Source organism: Paracoccus aurantiacus (genome assembly GCF_007993065.1).
In the GTDB taxonomy this organism is placed as follows: Bacteria; Pseudomonadota; Alphaproteobacteria; order Rhodobacterales; family Rhodobacteraceae; genus Paracoccus; species Paracoccus aurantiacus.
In genome coordinates this window covers 242,922-265,463 of sequence record NZ_VOPL01000001.1, presented here as the reverse complement: position 1 = coordinate 265,463, position 22,542 = coordinate 242,922, and the positions used below count along the sequence as shown (strand labels likewise).

Genomic DNA, 22,542 nt, shown 5'->3' with positions numbered 1-22,542 from the left:
AAAGCCGGGCGCGACGGCCGCACCCGGCAAGGATATTAGCGGTAGGGGTAGCCCGCCTTTTCCATATTCGCGGCATAGTCCTTGAACGCCTGCACGACGCGGCCCGCACGTTCGCTGGACCCGGCCACTTCGTCCCAGAAACCTTGGGCATCGGTGACGACCTGATCCCATTCCTCGGCCGGAAGGCTGGTCAGTTCCATCTTCTCGCCCTCGACCCGCAGCTTGGCCTCGCCGCCCCAATACCAGACGTTGCGATAGTAATGGGACTGGTCGATGGTCGAACGGAACAGTTGCTGCAGATGCGCGGGCACCTTGTCCCAGCTTGCCGTATTGGCGAAATAGCTGCCGAACCACGCGCCCGTGACCGAGTTCGTCAGCGCATAGTTGCAGACATCGGCCCAGCCGACCTCGTAGGCTTCGGTGAAACCGCACCATGCCACACCGTCAAGCTCGCCGGTCTGCATGGCAACCTCGACGTTATCCCACGGGATCGTCACCGGGATCAGACCATAGCGAGACAGGAAGCGCCCGGCGGTCGGCACGCCAAAGACTCGCAGCCCCTGCATGTCGGCAAGGCTTTTGATCGGTTTGTCGACGGTGAAGATATGCAGCGGGTCCCATGCGCCCGATGACAGCCAGGTGACGTTATCGACCTCGCCATAAGCTTCGGCCCAGATCTCGTTCAGACCATAATAGTTGAACAGGGCTGGCACATCCAAACTGAAGCGGGTGGCAAAGGGGAAATACCCCCCAAAGACCGCGATATCGACGGGCGAGGCCATCGTCGCCTCGTCCGACTGCACGGCGTCGATGGTGCCGTTCTGTAGCGCGCGGAACAGATCGGCGGTGGGGACAAGCTGGTCGGCATAGTAAAGCTCGATCTCCATCTCGCCATTGGCGGCGGCGTTGAAGGCGTCGATCTGCGGCTTGATGACATGGGCACCCAGGGGCGCGCCGGAATAGGTCTGCAGGCGCCACTTGATCGGGCCGCCCTGCGCCAGCACTGCGGGTGCGGCCAGCGTGGATGCCGCAGCACCGATCCCAGCCGTTTGCAGGAACTTGCGCCTGCTGGACAGGATCTTTTCGGACGGGGTTATCAGCTTCTTCGTCATGGTATCCTCTCTGTTGGGTTATGCCCTCTTGCCGGGGCTTGATGGGGTGATGCGCTCAGCCTCTCACATTCATATGCTCGGGCAGCCACAGGGCGATCTGCGGCCAGATCATCACCAGCACGATGGTCACGACCATCATCAGCGCGAAGGGCCAGATTGACCGGTAGATGTCGATCAGCGTGATTTCCTTCGGCGCGAGCGAGCGCATCAGGAACAGATTATACCCGAAAGGCGGCGTGATATACGCAATCTGGCAGGTGATCGTGTAAAGCACCCCGAACCAGATCAACTGGTTGTCAAAGCCCAGATCCAGTGTGCCGACCAGCGGGATATACAGGGGGGCGACGATAACCAGCATGGCGGTATCATCCAGAAAAATGCCCATCAGGATGAACGACAGCTGCATCATGATAAGCACCTGCCAGGGGCCGAGGTCCCACGTATTCAGGAACAGGTTTTCAATCGCCCGCACCGCGCCAAGGCCGTCGAAAACCGCCCCGAATGCCAGGGCCGCAAGGATCAGCCACAGGAACATGCAGCTGACTGAAAGCGTCTTCAGCGAGGTTTCCTTGATCAGCCGCCATGTGAAGCGTCCCTTTAGCAGCGCCGCCAATGTCGCGGCGGTGGCCCCCACGGCAGAGCTTTCGACAAGCGAGGTATAGCCCATCACGAACAGCCCGGTCATCAGGAAGAAGATCAGGAAGGGGATGATGCCCGCCCGCGCCAGTGCCAGCTTTTCCGACAGGGGCATATTCAGTTCCGCCTCGTCCACGACGGGGGCAAGGCTGGGGTTCATGCGCGCGCGGACAAGGATATAGATCACGAACATCGCCGCCATGATCAGCCCCGGCACCAGCCCGGCGAACCACAGCTTCGATACCGGCTGGCGCGCGATCATGCCGTAAAGCACCATTACGACCGAGGGCGGGATCAGGATGCCAAGCGACGATCCGCCCTGCACCACGCCAGAGATCAGGATCTTGTCATAGCCACGGCGCAGCATTTCCGGCAGCGCAATCGTGGCACCGATGGCCATGCCCGCGACCGACAGCCCGTTCATGGCCGAGATGATGACCATCAGCAGGATCGTCCCCACCGCCAGCCCGCCGCGCACCCGTCCGAACCAGACATGCAACATCTTGTACAGGTCTTCGGCGATACCCGATTCCGACAGCACATAGCCCATGTAAATGAACATCGGCAGCGTCAGCATCGCGTACCAGTTGAACAGCTTGAACACCTGATTGAACGGCAGCTCTATCGCGCCCTGCCCATACAGCAGCAGCGCCGCGCCTGATGCGACAAAGCCGATGGCGGCAAAGACCCGCTGCCCGCTGACCAGCAGCAGCACCATGGATGCGAACATCAGAAGGGCAATGGACTCGTAACTCATTCAATCGGCCTCCCGCGCAGCACGGCGACATGCTTGAACACCAACGAGAAAGCCTGCAGCAGCATCAGCACCAGACAGACCACCATCAGCGACTTGATCGGAATGACCGAAGGGTTCCACATCGAAAACCGCTTCTCATTCGTGGCAATCGCGTATTGCAGGCTGCTGATCGACCCGGCCAGCATCACGCACAGATAGAAGATCAGGCACCAGATCGTCACCAGATCCAGCCGCGCCTTGCCACGTTCGGACAGGCTGGCATACAGCAGATCCATCCGAACATGATCGTCATTCTTCAGCGTGAACGGCCCGCCAAGGAAGTAATAGGCGGCCAGCGTGAACTGCGTCAGTTCGATCGCCCAATGGACGGGGATATTCAGGACGTTGCGCGTGACCGCATCCATAAGCAGCGTCGCCACCATCACGAAAATCAGCGACGCGGCCAGCCAGCCCGCCCAGTCACTGATGCGGTCGATAACGCGCACATAGCTTCGGACCCAGTTCGGCATCCACCTCCCCCGTCATTCTTCCGGCCTGACGCCGGTTTGTCATCTCACCCCGGTCTCGCCCGGCCGCGCATTCGGGCCGCCTCAGGTCCAGACCGTGACCTTCTGCGCGATCAGCTTCTCGCGCGTCTGTGCGGTTATACCATCATCGGTAATCAGCAGGGATACCTTCACCGTCGGACAGACGGTGAAGGCGGCACGGCGATCGAGCTTGCTGCTATCGGCCAGAACGATCAGGTTCTGGGCATTGGCGAGCATCGCGCGCGCGATTTCGGCCTCTTCCTGACTGGCGTCCATTGCGCCGATCTCACTCGCGAACGCCGCGACGGTCAAAACGCAATGATCGGCCTGAAAGCCCGATATCTGGGTGATGACGGCGGGGCCAACTGTCTGCGCGTTATCGCCCCCATACCGGCCGCCCAGCAGATAGACCGCAGCATTCGAATTCGCCTGCGCCAGCGCATCGGCCAGACGGCAGGAATTCGTGATGATCGTCAGCCCCGAAATCCGGGCAAGTGCGGGGGCGGCAGCGAGGGTCGTCGATCCGGTGTCGATGAACAGGGTCGCGCCCGGTTCAATCGCGTCGGCAAGGCGACGCCCGATCTGCGACTTCTCCTCGCCAGCGCGGGTGCTGCGGACGCCCATGCTCGGCTCTGCCAGAAGGCGGGCGCTGCGCGCGCCGCCATGCACCTTCATCACCCGCCCGGCCCCGGCAAGCACGAACAGATCGCGGCGGATCGTTTCGGTCGAGACATTGAACCGGCGCGCGAGGGCTTCGACACTGGCCGAGCCTTCGTTCCGGATAATCCCCTCGATCTGCAAACGTCTGTCGCGCGGCTTCATCTGCCTTCCCTTTGTTGAAAGCCAAGCCGCCAAGGATGCCCATGTCAACAAATTTCTGGACTTTCCACGGGGGCAGGCAGCATAAATCCACATATCGTTACGCCATGTTGCCCGTTTGGTCATTTCATGGCTGAACACTCACCGCGCGCAGGAGATGGAATGTCCGGGCCGGTTTACGACATTGCGATCATCGGCGCGGGTATCGTCGGCTGCGCCATTGCGCGGCGCTTTGCGATTGACGGCGCGCGCGTCATCCTGCTGGAGAAGGCGCATGACGTGCTGGACGGCGCATCGAAGGGCAACAGCGCCATCCTTCATACCGGTTTTGACGCGCCGCCGGGGACGCTGGAACTGGACTGCATCCGCGATGGGCGCGCCGAATATCTGGCGATCCACCAGCGAATGAACCTGCCGCTTGATGCGTGCGGCGCGCTCGTCCTCGCCTGGACCGAGGATGAGGAGGCCGCCCTGCCCGCGCTGATGGCACAGGCGCGCGCGAACGGTGTCACCGACGTCGAAGCCCTGGACAAAGCTGCGCTGCTTGCGGCCGAGCCGCAGCTTTCACCGCATGTCCGGGCGGGCTTTCGCGTTCCGGGCGAGGCGTTGATTGATCCGTGGTCAGCAGCCCATGCCTATCTGTATCAGGCAATCGCGCATGGCGCAGAGCTGCGCTGCCGCGCCGAACTGACCGGGGCCGAACGGCACGCCGATCACTGGTCGCTCGCCACGACTGCCGGTCCGATCGAAGCGGGCCTCGTCGTCAACGCCGCGGGTCTGTGGGGCGATCACGTGGACAAGATACTGACGGGCAACGCAAGGTTCGACATCCGGCCGCGCAAGGGTCAGTTCGTGGTGTTCGACAAGCCCGCCGCCAGCCTTGCCCGCCATATCCTTCTGCCGGTGCCGACAAAGACCACGAAGGGCGTCGTCGTCTGCCGCACCGTGTTCGGCAATCTGCTGGTCGGTCCGACCGCAGAAGAACAGCCAGACCGTGACATCGCGGCGCTTGTACCCGAAACCCTTGAGAGGCTGCGCGAGACAGGCGCGCGAATCCTGCCGGCACTGGCCGGTCATGAGGTCACGGCCGCCTATGCCGGATTGCGTCCCGCGACGGAAGAAAAGGGCTACCGCATCGACGCCGATCTCTCTCTGGGGCGGATCACGGTCGGCGGCATCCGGTCCACCGGGCTTTCGGCGGCACTGGGGATCGCGCGCCACCTTGGCCAGCTCTGCGGTATAACGCCGGCAGAGCCGAAGCATTGGCCCGATATGCCGCCGCTGTCGCAGGACGTGACGCGCGACTGGCAGACCGCCGGACATGGCGGGATCGTCTGCCATTGCGAGCTTGTCACATCCCGAGAAATCGAGGCGGCGCTGACGGCACCCGCACCCGCACATTCGCTGGCCGGGCTGAAGCGGCGCACGCGCGTGACAATGGGGCGCTGTCAGGGGTTCGGCTGCATGGCCGCCCTTGCGCGCCTGACCGATGGCCGCTTTACCCAGCCGATGACCTGCGGGGACGGCGATGCAGACTGATGTCGCCATCATCGGTGCCGGCCCCGCTGGTCTGGCAGCTGCGGCCGAGCTTGGACGGCTGGGCGCGGGGCGCGTCGTCGTGATCGAGCGCGATGCGGTGCCGGGCGGCATCCCCCGTCATTGCGGACATTCGCCGTTCGGGATGCGAGAGTTCCGCCGCATCATGGGCGGCAGCGCCTATGCTGCGCGCCTTGCGCATGAGGCGCGCGCAGCCGGGGCCGAAATCCTGTGCAGCATGTCGGCAACCGCCCTGTTCGACGGCCCGCTGCTGGAATTGAGCGGTCCGGAGGGCCGGTTCATGCTGGATGCGCGCTGCGTGCTGCTGGCGACCGGCACCCGCGAGTCGAGCAGAATTCAACGAATGATCGGCGGCACGAAGCCCGGCGGGGTCATGCCCACAGGGGCGCTGCAGGGGATCGTCCATCTGAACCACCAGATCCCGTTCCGCCGCCCTGTCATCCTCGGCACGGAACTTGTCAGCTTTTCCGCCCTGCTGACCTGCCGGCAGGCGGGCGCGCGACCTGCCGCGATGATCGAAGCCGGTCCCGCCATTCTCGCGCGTGCCCCTGCGGCGCTGCTGCCGCGTGTGATGGGCGTGCCGGTTCACCTCGACACCCGGATCGCCGCCATTCACGGTCGGGACCGGGTCGCCGGCGTCACGCTCGACACGCCGCGGGGCATGACCGATCTGGACTGCGATGGGGTGGTTCTGACCGGGGCATTCCGATCGGAAGCCGCGCTTCTGGCGGCGGCGGGCGCGCCCCGCGATGCAGGGACGTCGGGTCCGGTGATCGACAGTTTCGGACGCTGCTTCGCGCCCGGCTACTTCGCCGCTGGCAACCTGCTTCGCCCGGTCGAGACGGCAGGTGCATGCTGGGCCGAAGGGAAACGCGCCGCCCGCGCGATCCATGCGTTTCTTGGTGGCGCGCTGCCTGATCCGGCATCGGCCCACCCCGTCCAGATTGCCAGCGACGCGATCCGCTATGCGCTGCCGCAGCTGCTGCTGGCGCCCGGTCCGGGATCGCATGACCAGCTTCAGCTTCGCGTCAGCAGGCCCGTGCGCGGCATGCTTCAACTTCGTCAGGGCGAAACCATACTGGCCAGCCGCCACATCAATGCCCGGCCAGAGCGGCGCGTCATGCTTCCCTTGCCAGCGCATGCCCTCAACGGCCCGCTGATCCTGACGATAGAGGACAGCACATGAAAGTGCTGGCGATAGACCAGGGCACGACCTCGACGCGTGCGATGATCCATGACGGGCAAGTGCTGCACCCGGTCATGCAGCGCGCGCATCGCCAGATTCTGCCTGCACCCGGCCATGTCGAGCATGATCCGGATGAACTGCTGCAAAGCCTCGATATCGCGCTGCGATGCGAGGCCGACCTTGTGGCCATCGCCAATCAGGGCGAAAGCTGCCTCGGCTGGGATGCGCGCGACGGACGCCCGGTGGGTCCGCTGATTGTCTGGCAGGACGACCGGACGGCGGCCGACTGCGACCGACTGCGACAGGGCGGCGCGGGGCCCGAGGTCATGGCCCGCGCAGGGCTGCCGCTCGACCCGTATTTCTCGGCCTCGAAGCTGGGGTGGATAATGCGGCACGTTCCGGAAGCGCAGCGCCTTGCCCGCGCCGGACACCTGCGTCTGGGAACCACCGACGCCTTTTTCCGTGACCGCCTGACCGGACGGTTCGAAACCGATATCGCGACCGCGTCGCGCACCTCATTGATGAACCTTGAAAAAGGCGAATGGGACGAAACGCTTTGCCGGATCTTCGGGGTGCCGATCAGCGCGCTGCCCGCGATCACGCCGACGGCTGGCGAGTTCGGACGCCTGCCGTCGGGCGCACGGCTGGCGGTCAGTATCGTCGATCAGCAGGCCGCGCTATACGGTCACGGCTGCCGCGCGCCCGGTGACGCGAAGATCACCTTTGGCACCGGTGCCTTCGTGCAATGCCTGACAGACGGACTGATCCGCCCCGAAAGCCCCGGTCCGCTGCCCACAATCGCCTGGCAGTTTCCGGGTGCGCCGCCCTGCCACGCACTTGATGGCGCGGTCTATGCGGCGGCGGCCGCGGTCGATTGGGCGAAATCGCTTGGCCTGTTCTCGGACTATCATGAAATCAACGCCTTTCCCGGCACATCTGCAATAGATCGGGGGCTGCTTTTCCTGCCAGCACTTGCGGGCCTTGGCTGTCCGCACTGGGACCGTGCGGCGCGGGGCGCGTGGTTCGGGATGACGCTTTCGACGGATCGACGCGACATGATGCAGGCGCTTCTGGAAGGCATTGCCCTGCGCGTGGCAGAGGCCGCACGGGCGATTGACGCGCTGCAGCCACTTCGCGCGATCTCGGTCGATGGCGGGCTGGCCCGGAACGCGTATCTGCTGCGCTTCCTGTCCGGGCTGCTGACCCAGCCGATTCGCCCTGCCCGCACGGTTGAGGCGACGGCGCTTGGCCTTGCCGATATGACATTCGCGGCCGAAGGCATTTCGCGGCCGACGACCGCGCCGCCCGACCCCATTCCCCCGATCAGCGGCGATCGCAGCAAGGCCGGGGACCGGATCGCCCGCTTTTCTCGCCTGCGTGACGCAATCGCCGCGCTCAGTGCCGAGACGCTGCCATCGGCAGACGACTAGACCAGCCCCCGTTGCATCCGGCCCTGCAGCCGCTAGGCTGCGCCAAAGTTATATTCCCGACCGCATTCCGAAAGGTTGTTTCATGGTGTGGCTACTGTTGATCCTGGCAATTGCACTGATCCTCGTGATCTGGGCGGTCCTGCTCTACAATGGCCTTGTCGCCGCGCGGCAGCGCAGCAAAGAGGCGTGGAGCGGCATCGACGTGCAGCTGAAGCGTCGCAGCGATCTTGTGCCGAACCTGATCGAGACGGTGAAGGGCTATGTCGCGCATGAAGCGGGTCTGCTGGACGCGCTCACCCGCAGCCGTGCGCAAGCCGCGACCGCCCCCGGCGTCGCCGACCGAGCCCGCGCCGAAGGCCAGCTTGGCGCGGCAATAAGCCGGCTGTTTGCGGTAGCCGAGGCGTATCCCGATCTGAAGGCCAGCAAGAACTTTCAGGACCTGCACGCCTCGCTGGATGAGATCGAAGAAGATATTCAGCATGCCCGGCGCTATTACAACGCCGCCGCGCGCGACCTGAACATCAAGATGGAAAGCTTTCCGTCAACCCTGATCGCGCAGCGTTTCGATTTTGAAAATGCAAGCTATTTCGAGCTTGAGGACCCCAGCGATCGCGCCGTTCCGCAGGTCCGGTTCTGACATGATCCGATTGAAAAGGGTTCTTGCCGCAGCAATTCTGATTGTCATCGCGGCCATACCTGCCCGCGCCGACGAACGCATCCTGAATTATCAAAGCGATGTCACGGTCGCGGCGAACGGCGATTTCACCGTCACCGAAAGCATCCGAGTCCGCGCCGAGGGCGAGCGCATCAGGCGCGGAATCTTTCGCGATTTTCCGCTTCTGTTTCGCGACGACCGGGGCAATCACCGCGTCGGCTTCGATGTCATCTCGGTCACCCGCGACGGCCAGCCCGAGCCGTTCAGCATCGAGCCTCACGCGAAATACGCGCGCCTCTATATCGGCGATGCGAACCACATGCTGTCGCAAGGAGAGCATGACTACGTCATCGAGTACAGAACCGACCGGCAGGTCAGGTTCTTTGACGATCATGACGAGATCTACTGGAACGCGACCGGCACCGAATGGCTTTTCCCGATCGACCGCGCGGTCGCGCGTATCCGCCCGCCAGAGGGCGCCGAGATTACGGGCCTCGGGGCCTGGACCGGCCCTTACGGCGCGACCGAGCGGAATTCGCAGGAATGGCAGACGCCCGACGGCACGGTGACGTTCCAGACCACCCAGCCGCTTGGTCCAAGGGAAGGGCTGACCGTCGCGGTCAGCCTGGCAAAGGGTGCCATTGCCGCGCCTAGCAGCGAACAGCGCCGGACATGGTTCATCCGCGATCATCGCGCCGGGCTTCTTGGCCTTGGCGGTGCGGCCTTGCTGGCGATTTATTTCATCACCGCCTGGTGGCTGAGCGGGCGCGATCCGAAGCCGGGCGTGATCGTGCCGGGCTGGGACCGGCCCGCAGGCATGTCGGCGGCGCTGACACAGACCGTATGGGATGGCAGCCCGCCGAACAGAACGCAGGCGCTGACGCTGTCGATGATCGAACTCGCCTCGCGCGGGCTTCTGCGAATACACCGCAGCGGCAATTCAACCGGGTTCACGCGTCTCGATACACCCGCGCCAGACGATCTTCCCGGCGAACAGCAAGAGATTCTTGCGTTGATGGACACCCATGACGGTAAGCTGAACCTGACCAAGGCCAACGGCAAGACGCTTCTGGCCCTGATGACCCGCGTTCACGACAAGATATGGGAAAGCTACAAGGCGCTGGATCTTTATCGCGCCGGCATCGCCAGCGCGACAGTCGGTGTCCTGCTGAGCGTTCCGCTGCTGATCCTGATACCGGTCATGCTGCGAACGCCGCTTCAGGGCACCATGCTGGGCTTTCTGCTGGCGCTGCTGCTGCTTGTCGTGATGCTTCGTGCGCTGATCTTCAGGGGTCCGCGTCGCCGAACGCCTGTCACGTGGCTGGCGCTGATCCTCGGCATCATCGTGATGTGCCCGCTGGCCCTCACACCGCTTGTTGCGCATTTTGCAGCGGGCGGCGAATACATGGCACCAGCAGCGATTGCCGCGATCATCCTGATGATCGTGATCTTCGTGCCGATCCTTGGCAGACCGACGCCGGAAGGTCGCCGGCGTCTGGACCAGATAGAGGGGCTTCGCCGCTATATCCGGCTCGCCGAAAAGGATCGTCTTCAATTCGGTGCGGATGCGGCGCTGTCGGAAGCGCGGTTTGAAAAGCTGCTGCCCTACGCGATCGCGCTGGATATGGAAGATGTCTGGCTGGACCGCTTTCGGGAATGGCTGTCTGCCGCAGCCGTCGGCGCGGCCGCCGGCACTGCGGCGGAGAGTATTACGCGCCTGCGCGACCGCGACGATCTGTTCAGCTTCTATGAAAGTGGCGGCGTCTCCGGTTCGGGGCTGGAACGCAGCCTGTCATCCAGCCTGACGGCATCGCTTCCCGTCAGCGAATCGTCCTCGTCCGCATTCTCCGGCTCGTCCGGGGGGTCGTCGGGGGGTGGATCTTCAGGCGGCTCGTCCGGTGGGGGCGGCGGAGGTGGCGGCGGGGGCGGCTGGTAATGCCCCCCGCGCGCGGCCTTCCACGGTCAGCCCCGCTGCATCACCAGCGCTGACCACTCGCCCAGATCATCGCGGTGTTCCAGCGCGAAACCTGCTTGTTCGTAAGCCGCGATGACCTCGTCGGCCTGCGTGCTCAGCAGGCCAGACAGCACGGCGCGGCCGCCGTGGTCGATATGGCGCGCCATGTCCGGGGCCAGGTCGATCAGGGGCTGTTTCAGGATATTGGCGAATACCAGATCGAACGGCGCGGCATCATCCAGCATGGGGTGATCGAAGCCCACCGCCTGAATGCAGACAACCCTGCCATCGAGCCCGTTCGCGATCACATTGGCTGCGGCAACATCAACCGCCACCGGGTCGATATCCGAGGCAAGGATCACGCCCGGCCAGACCCGCGCCGCCGCCATTGCCAGAACAGCCGTTCCGGCGCCTATATCGGCGACGCGATGCGGCTGCCAGCCTTCCGCAACCATCCGGTCGAGCGCCAGAAGGCAGCCGCGTGTTGTGTCGTGATGTCCGGTGCCGAATGCCATCGCGGCCTCGATCAGCAAGCCCTCGCGGCCCGGCGGCAGCTTGTCGGCATCGTGGCTGCCATAGACGAAGAAGCGACCGGCCTCGACCGGGGTCAGTTCGCGTTTGACATGGGCCACCCAGTCGACATCCGGCAATTCGCTGACGACGAACGGATTAGCGCCCTGCGCTGCAGCAAGCAGGGCAAGGCCGATTTCGTCCGGGCTTTCGGTAAAATAGACGCCGACTTCCCACCGGTCGCTGCCATCTTCGATCTCGAAAATGCCAGAGCCGACGGGTTCGGGCGTCAGGTCATCGCAAAGCTCTGCCAGGGTTTCGGCGGCATCGCGTCCCGCGATATGGGTCAGGGCGGTCCAGGTCGGCATCAGGGAAGCTCGTGTCCTTCCGGCATCGCGGCTTCGACGCCTGTGCCACGCATGTTGCAATAGCCGTCCGGCACCTTGTGCAGATACTGCTGGTGATCGGGCTCCTGCGCGGGGAAGAACTCGCTTACGGGCAGGATTTCGGTGGTGATCTTGCCTTTGCCGGCCACGGCAAGGCGGTTGTCGTAATCGGTCTTCGACGCCGTTGCCAGCGCCTTCTGGCTGTCGTTGTAATACATGATAAGCGAGCGATACTGATCGCCCACGTCATTATGCTGGCGGTTGCCCTGCGTCGGATCGTGATTGTCCCAGAACAGCTTTAACAGATGGTCATAGCTGATGCGCTCGGGGTCATAGACGATGTGGACAACCTCTGCATGGCCGGTGCCGCCTTCGCAAACCTGCTGGTAAGTCGGGTTCGGCACGGTTCCGCCCGCAAAGCCCACCTGTGTCATCCAGACGCCTTCCTGTTCCCAGAACAGCCGTTCGACACCCCAGTAGCACCCCATCCCGAAAATCGCCTGCTCAAATCCCTTCGGGACGGGCGCATCCATCGGACGGTCGAAAATCGCGTGATTGGCCATAACTTAACCTCCTGAACGTCAGCGACAACGCGGTACAAGCGGGTGTGGTTCGCGCCGGTATCGCATTCATGATGCTCATTAAGGTATTGCGCCCCCGAAAAGCCAGAGCCGTCGCGCAGATCGCATCTGCCCGAGACGGGTCCGATGCGGTCACTGCTGCACTGATGCGGCAAAGAAAAACCCCGGCCGCATTACTGCAAGGCCGGGGTTCGGTTGACAGGCGCCGTGGCGCTTGTGTCAGGCACGGTGGTTCACCACATCTTCGATATCTGCGCGGCACATGCCGATATCAGCCAGTTCACGCTCGCTCAGGCGTTCCAGTTGGGCGCGGGTTTCCATCCGGGCCAGCCAGACGCGCAGGCTTTCGGTGATACGGGCAAACAGGCCGAAGCCTTCATTGGCGGAACCGTTGGTCGCGTTCAGGGTCATCGTGGTCATTTCAACATCCTCACTTCGCTCTGCGCCGGATCAGGCGCGTTTCATCAATGACCCGAATTTAGGACCATGCTGCATCTGCAACCAGCCCCAGTTGTTGCAAAGCCGCTATGCAGTATGGGAATAAATCACGGATTTATCTGTATTTTATTCATTTTTTGACCGAAATTCTGCTTCGAAAGCGTCCGGTTTCGTGACCGCTAACGCTGCGACGCAGCGTCACCAGTCGCCCAGATGCGCCTGAAACAGCGTCAAAGCGGCAACCGCAGCGGTATCGGCGCGCAGGATGCGCGGCCCTAGGCTGACGGGAGTCACGAAATCGCAGCCCGCCAAACGCAACCGCTCGGCTTCGGAAAAGCCGCCCTCCGGCCCGATCAGCACCGCCCAGGGACCGCGCCGAAGATCGGACAACGTGTCGGCAGGCCCGACCCGCGCCTCGTCCGCCCAAAGAATGCGGCGCCCAGGGTCCCAGCCATCCAGAAGCCGCGACAAGGGGACCAGCGGCGCGACGTCCGGAACGAAGGTGCCCCCGCATTGCTCTGCCGCCTCCACCGCATGGGCCTGCAGGCGATCCTGGCGAATACGCTCGGCATTCGTGAATTCAGTCTGGATCGGCAGGATGCGCGCGACCCCCAGCTCGGTAGCCTTCTCGACGATGAAATCGGTGCGTGCCTTCTTGATCGGCGCGAAAAGCAGCCAGAGATCGGGCGGATCTTGCTGCATGGCGGTCTGTTCGCCGATGGACAACGCCCCGCCGCGCTTCGAGGCAGCAGTAATGCTGGCCTGCCACGCCCCGTCGCGACCGTTGAAGACCTCGATCTGCGAACCGGCGGGCAATCGCATGACGCCCGACAGGTAATGCGCCTGATCCGCGTTCAGCGCCACGGCTTGCCCCGAGGCAAGAGGGTGATCTATGAAAAGCCTGACATTCGACATGGGACAGTCCTATGAAACCCGCATTCCAAATACCAGATGCCGTGCGCGATGCCGTCAGCGGAAACTGGGTCGATCACCGTGCGCCTGCGCAATGGCGGCCATTTCTGCGGCTGAGCCGGCTCGACCGCCCGATCGGAACATGGCTGCTGCTTCTGCCCTGCTGGTGGGGTATCGGGCTGGCCATGATGAGCGGTGCGCCGCGCTGGTTCGATCTGTGGATCTATATCGCCTGCGCGATCGGGGCCGTGGCAATGCGCGGGGCCGGATGCACATGGAATGACATCACCGACCGCGACATTGACGGCGCGGTTGATCGCACACGCAACCGGCCGATCCCGTCGGGTCAAGTCAGGCTGCGCGGCGCCTATATCTGGATGGGGCTGCAAACCCTCACCGGGCTGGCGATGCTGCTGACGCTTGGCGGCGCGGCGATCTGGCTTGGCGTGCTGAGCTTGCTGCCGGTCGCGATCTACCCTTTCGCGAAACGCTTTACCTGGTGGCCGCAGGTGTTTCTGGGCATCGCATTCAACTGGGGAGTAATGCTGGCCTATGCCGCACATCGTGGCGGACTTGATGCCGCACCTGTCATCGCCTGGTTTGGCGGAATTGCCTGGACGGTGTTCTATGACACGATCTACGCGCATCAGGATGCCGAATATGACGCCCTGATCGGGGTACGCTCGACCGCGCGGCTGTTCGGCGACGACACCCCGCGCTGGCTTGCCGGTTTCGGGGCGCTGTCGGTCGTGTTGCTTGCCATCGCAATTTCGGCGACCGGCGTTTCCGGCGCACCTTGGGCAATTGCGATGCTCGGCCTGACCGGCTTCGCCGCGCATCTGGTCTGGCAGCTTTACCGACTGGATCTGCATGACGATCAGATTCAGCTTGTGCTGTTCCGGTCCAACCGGGATGCGGGGCTTGTGCTTGCGGTATTTCTCGGGCTGTCAGGGCTTCTGGCGGGCGCGTTGTCGTGATGCAGGCACGGCGGCGGGTTGACACAATTTTGTGTGAAACTCCATGATTTACAACGCCTCCCGCGCTGAGTAACCCGATGCCATGAACGATCAGCCGACAGATGAACAAAGCGCAGAACGCGCGCAGCCCGGCAAGCGCCGCGCGGCCGGCCTTCTTGTGTCAGTTGTTCTGCTGGCGGGTGCAGGGGTCGGCAGCTGGCAGGCGGCGACACGCATCGCCACCGGCATCGAAACCAGCACGGCCCGCCAGGTCCGCGAGGCGCTGAACGTTGAGGGTCAGGGCTGGGCGTCGGTGCGCACGGACGGGCTGAATGTCCGACTGAGCGGCACCGCACCTGACGAGGTTGCGCGCTTTCGGGTCCTGACCACCGCGAGCGGCATCGTCGATGATCGCCGGATCATCGACGAGATGCAGATCGCTCAGCGCGACATGCTCGACCCGCCCGACTTCACGCTTGAAGTGATGCGGCAGGGGAACGATACCTCGCTGATCGGTCTTGTCCCGGCACGCACGGATCGCACGGCGCTGGCGCAAAAGCTGACCTCGGGCGACATAAGCGTCGCCGATCTGACAAGCACTGCGGCTTTCCCCGCGCCCGACGAATGGCAGCCGGCGCTGGATTACGCGGTTCGCGCGGCCCAGATGATCGATCAGGGCACCATATCGGTCACGCCCGGCAGGGTGCGGATCGAGGCGAATGTGCATGGCCCGGATGACAAGACGCGTCTCGATGCCGAGCTTCGAAACTCGGCGCCGGAAGATCTCGCGACCGAAATCACCGTGACCGCCCCCTTGCCGGTTATCGCGCCCTATCTCCTGCGCATCAGCCGCGACGCCGAGGGGGTGGCGGTGCTGGAAACCTGCGCGGCCGACAGTGCGCCGGCGCGCGACACGATTCTGTCGGCTGCCAAAGCTGCCGGTGCGGGCACGGATGCCGAATGCGCGCTTGGCATCGGTGCGCCCGCGGGTTGGGTTCAAGCCGCCAGTGCCGCAATTGCGGCACTGGAACGTCTGGGCGCCGGCACGCTGGAAATCAACGACCGCAGCATTCGTATGACCGCCGCAGCCGAGGTCGCGCCCGACGCGCTGACTGGGGAAATGAACCGCCTGACATCGGCACTGCCGGACGGCTGGACGCTCAGTTCCGCGCAGGCCGAACCGGCGCCAGCAGAGGGTCCGCCGACTTTCACGGCTTCCATCGATTCGGCTGGTCAGGGCACGATTTCGGGCGTCATCCCCGATCCTACCATGCGTGAAACGGTGCAGTCGCTTGCCCGCGCGCAGCTTGGTCCGGTCGAAGGCGAGTTGAGCGTGAACCCCGCGCTGCGCGACGGCTGGGCGCTGCGCGTCATGGCGGGCCTCGACGCGGTGGGCGTGATCGACGAAGGCCTTCTGGAAGTCACCGATCAGATGATCCGTCTGAGCGGTGTCAGCGGCGACCGCGTTGCGCCCGAAAAGGCGATTGCCGCACTGGCCGCGCGGCTTGGCGAGGGTGCAGATTACGAACTCGCCATTGCCTATGACCGCTTCCGCGATCCGACGCTTGAGCTGCCAAGCGGTGCAAGCTGCGTCGACCGCCTGAACGCGGTCATGCTGCAATCCGAAATCGGGTTCGAGCCGGGCGGCGCAATCATCGCCGGCAATATCGAGCCGGTGATCGAGGAAATGCGCCCGATCCTTGCCGAATGCGGCGATTACCGGATGGAAATTGCAGGCCATACCGACGCGCAGGGTGGCGACGAATCGAACCTGCAATTGTCGCGCGCACGGGCTGATTCTGTGCTGAACGCGCTGCGCAATGCGGGCCTTGCAGTGCAGAATATGGTCGCACAGGGCTATGGCGAGACGCGCCCCATCGCCGAAAACGATACTGAGGAAGGCCGCGAGGCAAATCGTCGGATCGAGGTGACGCTGATCTCTCCCGATCCGGTTCGCGTGCCTGTCGCTTCGGTCCCCGTGATCGCGGGCAAGACACCCTCGGCCGAGGCTGCCGCTGAAACGCTGCGTCGCGCCCAACCGGCCGAAGATGCCCCCGAAGCCCTGTCGGCGACCGATCTGACCGGCGAACGCGGCATCCCCGACCCGATGGGCGACGAGGTGCAGATCCTGTCGAGCCCGCCAAGGATCGAGCCGCCTGCCACGATTCAGGAAGCCACACCCGACACGCCGCGCCCGCCCGATCGCCCCGATGACGTAAGTGCGCTGAACGACGAAACCGGCACCCAGCCACCCCCAGAGGAGGACGCGCAATGAGCCACGACAATCTGACCATTGCGATTGCGCTGACGTTGTTTGCTGCCTTTCTTCTGGGCTGGTTCGCCTGCTGGCTGGTCAGCCGCTTCACACGGCCCGGACGCGCCGAACTTGGCGTTCTCAACCGTCTTGCGGCGGATCTGCATGACGCGGAAGCGGCCCTGCAACGCGCGACCGACGAAAACCAGTCCCGAGAGGCGGCGATGCATGAACGGCTGGCATTCTCGTCTTCTGAACTCGCGACGGCGCGGGGCGCGCTGCAAGAGGCCAGCGAAGAAATCGAGGAACTGCGCGCTTATATCGAGCGGCACATCACGCCCGGCGCGAACTGACTCTGCATGACCGCTTTGTAATGATGAAAGGGGCCGCGCGGGCCCCTTTTTGTTGACTAGACTGATGTGGCGCGCTGTCTCAGACGCCCGCTTCGACAATGGCACGGGCCAGGATCGGCACGGTATCGCGGTTCAGCCCGGCGATGTTCAGTCGCGAATCCCCGACCATATAAATCCCGGCATCCTCTTTCATCCTGGCCACCTGTTCCGGCGTCGCCCCGATCCGAGAGAACATGCCGCGATGGCGCGCGATGAAGTCGAACTTGTCGCTGCCCGACAGGGTGCGCAATTCGTCCGCAAGCTGCGTGCGCAGGCCCAGCATGGTCTGGCGCACCTCTTCCAACTCGGCCTTCCAGTCGGCTTTCAGCGCGTCATCCGTCAGGATGGTGGACACGATCCGCGCGCCATGATCGGGCGGGAAGCTGTAGTTCTGACGGTTCAGATAGGCCATAGCCCCCTGCGACAGATCACGCGACTTCGCGTCATTCGTCAGCGTCATCAGAATGCCGGTGCGTTCGCGATAGATGCCGAAATTCTTGCTGCAGGACGCGGCGATCAGCACTTCCGGCAGACGTTCGGCAATCATGCGGGTGGCGGCGGCATCTTCGTCCAACCCGTCGCCAAAGCCCTGATAGGCAAGGTCGATCAGCGGCGTGGCGCCAGTCTTTTCAAGGCTTTCGGCAATGGCGTCCCACTGTTCGGCCGTCGGGTTCGCGCCGGTCGGGTTGTGACAGCAGCCGTGCAGCAGAACCACATCGCCCTTTTTGGCTTTTCCGATTCCGTCCAGCATCGCTTCGAACGCGATACCACGGGTTTCGTTATCGAAATAGGGATACATTTCATATGCCTGACCCATGAAGTTCAGGATCGAGACATGGTTAGGCCAAGTCGGGTCCGAGACATGGATCACCGCATCCGGGTTCGCCATCCGCACCAGTTCCAGCGCCTGACGGATCGCGCCCGTGCCGCCGACCGTCCCGACCGAGGCGACACGGTCGCCGCCAAGCGCGCCCAGCACCATCGACGACATGGCGTCGCGGTATTCGGGCTCGCCCGCGAGCGCAGTATAGGATTTGGTGTTCTGGGTTTCCCAGATTTTCTGCTCGGCCTTTTTCACCGCGCGCATGACTGGCGTCAGCCCGGTCGGGTCCTTGTAGACCCCGACGCCAAGGTCGATCTTGCCCTGCCGTGTGTCGGCCTTGAACTCGGCCATCAGGGACAGGATCTTGTCGGGGGCTTGCGGCTTCAGATTGCCCAGCATCATGCGTCTCCGGTTGCGATATTTGCGTTGGGTAATGCGCCCCATTCGGTCCAGGAACCGTCATAGAGCGAATGCGTCTTGTGGCCCAGCCGTTCCAGCGCCAGCGAAAGCGAGGCGGCAGTGACGCCCGATCCGCAGCTGGTGATGACAGGGCGCGACAGGTCGATGCCTGCGCCTTCGAAAAGTGCGCGCAGCGTTTTGGTGTCCTTCATGGTGCCGTCACTGTTGTATATCTGACCGAACGGCAGGTTACGCGATCCGGGGATATGCCCGCTGGCCAGCCCCGCGCGGGGTTCGGGTGCGTCACCACGGAAGCGATCGGCTGCACGCGCATCGACGATATGTTCGTCGCCGGTTGCGGATGCCGCTGCCACTTGTGCTGCGTCCCGCACCAGTTCCGCGCGACGGCTCGGGCGATAGTCTGCCGCCTCAACCTCGGTCGGGTCGGTGCTGACGTCGCGCGCCTCTTCCAGCCATTTGGCAAGGCCTCCGTCCAGAACGGCAACCTTGTCATGCCCCATCAGCCGAAAGGTCCACCACGCCCGCGCGGCACTGCGGGTGGCCGACTGGTCATAGATCACGACCTGCTGATCGGCGGAAATTCCAAGCGCCGCCATGTGCCGCGCAAATTCCTGCGCCGAGGGCGCCATATGCGGCAGATCGCTGGCCTGATCGGAAACGGCATCAATGTCGAAGAAGCGCGCGCCGGGGATGTGCCATGCCTCGAATTCAGCCTTCGCGTCGCGGCCAGCGGCGGGCATGTGCCAGCTTGCATCCAGAATGCGCAGATCGGGATCATCCAGATGCGCGGCCAGCCACGCGGTCGATACCAGCGTTTTCGGATCGTCGGTCACGCGCATCTCCTACAGCCAGGTTGCGGCCCGTCTGTAACGCTGCGGCAAACAGGGGGCAACAGAATTGCGTCAGCCTTTCTGCGCGGATGCGCGAATCTGGCTGAGTGTGGCAGAACTGGTCAGCGCCTCGGGGTCAAGCTGCAATTCGATCACCGCAAGCCGTCCAGAGGCGGCAGCGCGCGCGAAGGCATCGGGGAACTGATCCTGCGCTGTCACCACCTCGCCATGCCCACCATAGCTGCGGGCGAGTGCCGCAAAATCAGGGCTGGCAAGTGCGGTGCCCGAAACACGTTCGGGATAATGGCGTTCCTGATGCATGCGGATGGTGCCGTATTGACCGTTATTGCAGGCGATCACGATGACATTTGCGCCATGCTGGGCGGCGGTGGAAAGCTCGTTCACAGTCATCTGCAGGCAGCCGTCGCCCGCCATGCAGATGACGGTGCGATCCGGGAATTGCAGCTTGGCGGCAATCGCGGCCGGCAGGCCATAGCCCATGCTGCCCGAAGTGGGCGCGGCTTGCGTGAAAGGCCGCTTGAACCGGAAATAGCGGTGCAGGAAGGCCGCGTAATTGCCCGCGCCATTGGTAAGAATGGCGTCCTCGGGCAGGTTCGCGGACAGCCATGCCACGACCTCCTCCATCCGCACCGCGCCGGGGGTGGGCTTCGGCTGCTGCCATGCGTCGTAGCGGCTGCGCAGATCGGCGGTCCACGCGCTGAACTGCTTTGCGGCAGGACGCGCGGCCAATGCGGCAATCATTGCCTGCGGATCGGCGCAGATACCGGGATCGGCGCGCCACAGGTGCCCGATCTCATCCGGGTCGGGATGGACCATCACGATCCGCCGCCCCTGCCCCGCCGGGTTCATCAGCGCATAGCCATTGGTCAGGGTATCGCCCATGCGTGAGCCCAGCGAGATCACCAGATCCGCCTCGCGCAGTGCCGCGCCAAGCTGCGGGTTCATGCCGACGCCCAGATCGCCCACATATTGCGGCAGACGGTTGTCCATATGGTCCTGCCGCCGGAAGGGCACCGCGACAGGCGCATCCCAAGCCGCAGCCAAGCGGGCAAGATCATCCGCCGCCTTGTCCGACCAGATCGACCCGCCCGGCACGATCAGCGGACGCTCTGCCGCCGCGAGCGCTGCGATTACAGCATCAATGGCAGCATCCGAAGGCGCGTTCATCACCGGCTGTGCAGGCGGCAGATCGGTGGCATCGGTCGCAGCGCTTAGCATATCTTCGGGAAGGGCCAGCACGACCGGGCCGGGGCGGCCAGACATGGCCAGATGAAAGGCGCGGGCCATGTATTCCGGGATGCGGTCGGTATCGTCGATTTCCGCAACCCACTTCGCCAAGGGGCCGAACATGGCGCGGTAATCTACCTCCTGAAAGGCCTCTCGGTCGCGATCGGTGCGTGCGATCTGGCCGATCAGCAGGATCATCGGCGTGGAATCCTGCATCGCAACATGGACCCCCGCACTGGCATTGGTCGCACCGGGGCCGCGCGTCACGATGGCGATGCCGGGGCGACCGGTCAGCTTGCCCGTGGCCTCTGCCATCATGGCGGCCCCGCCTTCCTGACGGCAGACGACATTCTGGATGCCGCTTTCGTAAAGCCCGTCCAGCACTGCCAGAAAGCTTTCGCCGGGAACAGAAAAGACCCGGCTGACCCCGTTCGCCTTCAGCGCATCGACCAGAACCTGTCCGCCGTGCCGTGCCATTTTCGCCCCCTGCTGAAATCGTTCGCGGTCGACTGGACCAAATGCACCGCATGACTGCAAGCGCAAAGGCATCACTGCTGCTGGCGCAACTGGCGGATGGTTTCCAGCAGGATCGCCGTCAGAATGCCGATATTCAGCATCCCGTTCACTGCGGCCAGCCCGCCCAGAATGCGCAGGCCCTGCGGCAGAACCACATCGCCATAGCCAAGCGTCGTGAAGGTAACCAAGGTGAAATAGGCGGATTCCTCCATCGTGCCGAAAGCGCCGAGATGCAGAAACGTAAAGGCCCACAGCCACACCGCCAGAGTGATCGTGAAAAGTGCCCAGAGCGACATCGCCATGACCCCGAGCATCAGCTTGACGCCCGCGCGACCGCGCCGGAACCAGCCCCCGACGCGACCCATCAGGCATTCCAGCAGCCAGACCGTCAGCCCGGCCAGCACGACCGTGCCCATCATCAGCACGGACCCGAGCGCAATCTGAAACCACATGGCACACCTCGCGTTCTTTGCATCGCAGCCTAAGCCGCAGGGTCTGCCACAACAATCCTTGGCCTTTCCCGCAGCAGCACGCTAGCCTGCCCCCGACCGCGCCGCTGAAAGGAACCCATGTCCACGCCTTCCATCCTGTTTGTCTGCCTTGGCAATATCTGCCGCTCTCCCATGGCCGAGGGCGCGATGCGTGACGCAGCACGGCGCGCGGGCGTGCAGATCCGCACGGATTCGGCAGGCACCGGCAGCTGGCATATCGGCGCGCCACCCGACCGGCGGGCGCAATCGACAGCGGCGAAACATGGAACCGATATTTCTGATCTGCGCGGGCGGCAAATCGACGCTCAGGACTTCTATGATTTTGACCACATCATCGCGATGGATGCCGAAAACATGGCCGATCTGCGCAGTATCGCGCCAAGGAATGCGACCGCGCGACTGTCATTGATCCTCGATCATGTACCCGGACAGGAAGGACGTTCCGTCGCCGATCCCTATCACGGTGGGCTGGCGGAGTTCGCGGCAGCATGGCAGCAGGTCGCAGCGGGGGCAGCAGGCTTACTTGGGAAATTGGGCGAACCTAAGCACAAGAGTTCCGACGAGCCTTAGGACCCGCAAGACCGTCCCAACCAGCGCGGAAGAGTGGTCAGAGGCGCCGGAAATCCATGGTCCAATTCGTCTCCCAACTCGCACCGTTATCCGGCGACATCGCCTGCTCCCATCGAGGCGTTTCGGTATCGGTCCGCAGCCAAAGAAACCTGACAATGATCGGCTTACCGTTCAGCGTCTCGTTCGCGAAGAATGATCCCACACCATCTTCGAATTTTCCAACGACCGGCGTATCGATCTGATGAGGGTCTGTCGCCGACAGCCACCAAATCGCCCAGTTTCGATTGGTCGGATCAAAAGCACGAATGGCGACGGCGCGGTAAGGGCCGCTGGGAAATTCAAGCAGGTTATCTTCGATATTGCCGTTCCCGCCCAGCACAGGTCGGGTCTCGGACGTACCAGCAAATTCGTCCCAGTCGTCGCAGCCGACCAACCGTTCTTTCAGGCGGCGATGATGGACGCGCCATTGGCCGAACTCGAAGTCAAAATCGCGCGAAATTCCTGCCGGGTCTGACATCGATCCATCCTGAGATTGCAATCCGCCAGCCATGGTCAGCACAAGTGCGACGCTGTGGCAACTGG

The 22,542-nt window shown here is 63.7% G+C and carries 22 protein-coding genes; 9 read left to right on the top strand and 13 right to left on the bottom strand.

The window, feature by feature from the left end:
* Nucleotides 1-35: 35 nt before the first annotated feature.
* The 4 genes from FQV27_RS01315 to FQV27_RS01300 all read right to left on the bottom strand — a co-directional run bounded on the left by FQV27_RS01315 (nt 36) and on the right by FQV27_RS01300 (nt 3,854).
* Nucleotides 36-1,076: a twin-arginine translocation signal domain-containing protein gene (locus tag FQV27_RS01315; RefSeq protein WP_222611663.1), complete on the bottom strand. Its 1,041-nt coding sequence runs from the start codon at nt 1,074-1,076 to the stop codon at nt 36-38.
* Between the two features lie 91 nt (nt 1,077-1,167).
* Nucleotides 1,168-2,505, bottom strand: a complete 1,338-nt coding sequence (locus FQV27_RS01310; protein WP_147095999.1) for a TRAP transporter large permease — start codon at nt 2,503-2,505, stop codon at nt 1,168-1,170.
* Nucleotides 2,502-3,014 (bottom strand): TRAP transporter small permease subunit, encoded by a 513-nt coding sequence (locus FQV27_RS01305; RefSeq protein WP_147095997.1) that lies wholly within the window; start codon nt 3,012-3,014, stop codon nt 2,502-2,504. The genes FQV27_RS01310 and FQV27_RS01305 overlap by 4 nt, the downstream gene beginning before the upstream one ends.
* A gap of 81 nt (nt 3,015-3,095) precedes the next feature.
* Nucleotides 3,096-3,854 carry a DeoR/GlpR family DNA-binding transcription regulator gene (locus tag FQV27_RS01300; protein WP_147095994.1) on the bottom strand — a complete coding sequence of 253 codons (759 nt, stop codon included), beginning with the start codon at nt 3,852-3,854 and terminating at the stop codon, nt 3,096-3,098.
* 159 nt (nt 3,855-4,013) lie between these two features.
* Here FQV27_RS01300 and FQV27_RS01295 point away from each other — a divergent pair, with 159 nt between their 5' ends.
* From FQV27_RS01295 to FQV27_RS01275, 5 genes are all read left to right on the top strand, one after another.
* The gene (locus FQV27_RS01295) at nt 4,014-5,390 is read left to right on the top strand and encodes an NAD(P)/FAD-dependent oxidoreductase (protein WP_147095992.1); all 1,377 of its coding nucleotides are present in this window, start codon (nt 4,014-4,016) and stop codon (nt 5,388-5,390) included.
* On the top strand, nt 5,380-6,594 hold the full coding sequence (locus tag FQV27_RS01290; RefSeq protein WP_147095990.1) for an FAD-dependent oxidoreductase: 1,215 nt from the start codon (nt 5,380-5,382) through the stop codon (nt 6,592-6,594). Before FQV27_RS01295 ends, FQV27_RS01290 begins: the two co-directional genes overlap by 11 nt.
* The gene (locus FQV27_RS01285; protein WP_147095987.1) at nt 6,591-8,024 is read left to right on the top strand and encodes an FGGY family carbohydrate kinase; all 1,434 of its coding nucleotides are present in this window, start codon (nt 6,591-6,593) and stop codon (nt 8,022-8,024) included. Before FQV27_RS01290 ends, FQV27_RS01285 begins: the two co-directional genes overlap by 4 nt.
* Nucleotides 8,025-8,106: 82 nt before the next feature.
* Complete coding sequence (locus tag FQV27_RS01280) at nt 8,107-8,661, top strand: LemA family protein (RefSeq protein ID WP_147095985.1); 555 nt, start codon at nt 8,107-8,109, stop codon at nt 8,659-8,661.
* Between the two features lies 1 nt (nt 8,662).
* On the top strand, nt 8,663-10,615 hold the full coding sequence (locus tag FQV27_RS01275; RefSeq protein ID WP_186827181.1) for a DUF2207 domain-containing protein: 1,953 nt from the start codon (nt 8,663-8,665) through the stop codon (nt 10,613-10,615).
* A 26-nt stretch (nt 10,616-10,641) separates the two neighbouring features.
* On the opposite strand, the gene FQV27_RS01270 is transcribed toward FQV27_RS01275, so the two are convergent.
* The 4 genes from FQV27_RS01270 to FQV27_RS01255 form a co-directional block, all read right to left on the bottom strand.
* Nucleotides 10,642-11,511, bottom strand: coding sequence for a 50S ribosomal protein L11 methyltransferase (locus tag FQV27_RS01270; protein WP_147095980.1), 870 nt, complete (start codon nt 11,509-11,511; stop codon nt 10,642-10,644).
* Entirely contained in the window at nt 11,511-12,092 is a 582-nt protein-coding gene (msrA, locus tag FQV27_RS01265) for a peptide-methionine (S)-S-oxide reductase MsrA (RefSeq protein ID WP_147095977.1), read from the bottom strand. Before msrA ends, FQV27_RS01270 begins: the two co-directional genes overlap by 1 nt.
* Nucleotides 12,093-12,329: 237 nt before the next feature.
* Nucleotides 12,330-12,530 (bottom strand): DUF1127 domain-containing protein, encoded by a 201-nt coding sequence (locus FQV27_RS01260; RefSeq protein WP_246132956.1) that lies wholly within the window; start codon nt 12,528-12,530, stop codon nt 12,330-12,332.
* A 216-nt stretch (nt 12,531-12,746) separates the two neighbouring features.
* Nucleotides 12,747-13,463, bottom strand: coding sequence for a 16S rRNA (uracil(1498)-N(3))-methyltransferase (locus tag FQV27_RS01255; protein WP_147095974.1), 717 nt, complete (start codon nt 13,461-13,463; stop codon nt 12,747-12,749).
* A gap of 11 nt (nt 13,464-13,474) precedes the next feature.
* On the opposite strand from FQV27_RS01255, the gene ubiA reads away from it, so the two are divergent.
* The 3 genes from ubiA (at nt 13,475) to FQV27_RS01240 (ending at nt 17,023) form a co-directional block, all read left to right on the top strand.
* Nucleotides 13,475-14,437, top strand: a complete 963-nt coding sequence (ubiA, locus tag FQV27_RS01250) for a 4-hydroxybenzoate octaprenyltransferase (RefSeq protein WP_147095971.1) — start codon at nt 13,475-13,477, stop codon at nt 14,435-14,437.
* 82 nt (nt 14,438-14,519) lie between these two features.
* Complete coding sequence (locus FQV27_RS01245) at nt 14,520-16,691, top strand: OmpA family protein (RefSeq protein ID WP_147095969.1); 2,172 nt, start codon at nt 14,520-14,522, stop codon at nt 16,689-16,691.
* The gene (locus FQV27_RS01240; RefSeq protein WP_147095966.1) at nt 16,688-17,023 is read left to right on the top strand and encodes a hypothetical protein; all 336 of its coding nucleotides are present in this window, start codon (nt 16,688-16,690) and stop codon (nt 17,021-17,023) included. Before FQV27_RS01245 ends, FQV27_RS01240 begins: the two co-directional genes overlap by 4 nt.
* Nucleotides 17,024-17,102: 79 nt before the next feature.
* Here FQV27_RS01240 and FQV27_RS01235 read toward each other — a convergent pair whose 3' ends face one another.
* The 4 genes from FQV27_RS01235 to FQV27_RS01220 all read right to left on the bottom strand — a co-directional run bounded on the left by FQV27_RS01235 (nt 17,103) and on the right by FQV27_RS01220 (nt 21,351).
* Nucleotides 17,103-18,284, bottom strand: coding sequence for an amino acid aminotransferase (locus tag FQV27_RS01235; RefSeq protein ID WP_147095964.1), 1,182 nt, complete (start codon nt 18,282-18,284; stop codon nt 17,103-17,105).
* Nucleotides 18,284-19,144 (bottom strand): 3-mercaptopyruvate sulfurtransferase, encoded by an 861-nt coding sequence (gene sseA / locus FQV27_RS01230; RefSeq protein WP_186827180.1) that lies wholly within the window; start codon nt 19,142-19,144, stop codon nt 18,284-18,286. The genes FQV27_RS01235 and sseA overlap by 1 nt, the downstream gene beginning before the upstream one ends.
* 63 nt (nt 19,145-19,207) lie before the next feature.
* Nucleotides 19,208-20,860, bottom strand: coding sequence for a thiamine pyrophosphate-binding protein (locus FQV27_RS01225; protein WP_147095960.1), 1,653 nt, complete (start codon nt 20,858-20,860; stop codon nt 19,208-19,210).
* Nucleotides 20,861-20,931: 71 nt separating this feature from the next.
* Nucleotides 20,932-21,351, bottom strand: a complete 420-nt coding sequence (locus FQV27_RS01220) for an ion channel (protein ID WP_147095958.1) — start codon at nt 21,349-21,351, stop codon at nt 20,932-20,934.
* A 117-nt stretch (nt 21,352-21,468) separates the two neighbouring features.
* Here FQV27_RS01220 and FQV27_RS01215 point away from each other — a divergent pair, with 117 nt between their 5' ends.
* Complete coding sequence (locus tag FQV27_RS01215) at nt 21,469-21,960, top strand: low molecular weight protein-tyrosine-phosphatase (RefSeq protein WP_147095956.1); 492 nt, start codon at nt 21,469-21,471, stop codon at nt 21,958-21,960.
* Between the two features lie 37 nt (nt 21,961-21,997).
* Here FQV27_RS01215 and FQV27_RS01210 read toward each other — a convergent pair whose 3' ends face one another.
* Nucleotides 21,998-22,477, bottom strand: a complete 480-nt coding sequence (locus FQV27_RS01210) for a DUF1579 domain-containing protein (RefSeq protein WP_147095954.1) — start codon at nt 22,475-22,477, stop codon at nt 21,998-22,000.
* Nucleotides 22,478-22,542: the final 65 nt, after the last annotated feature.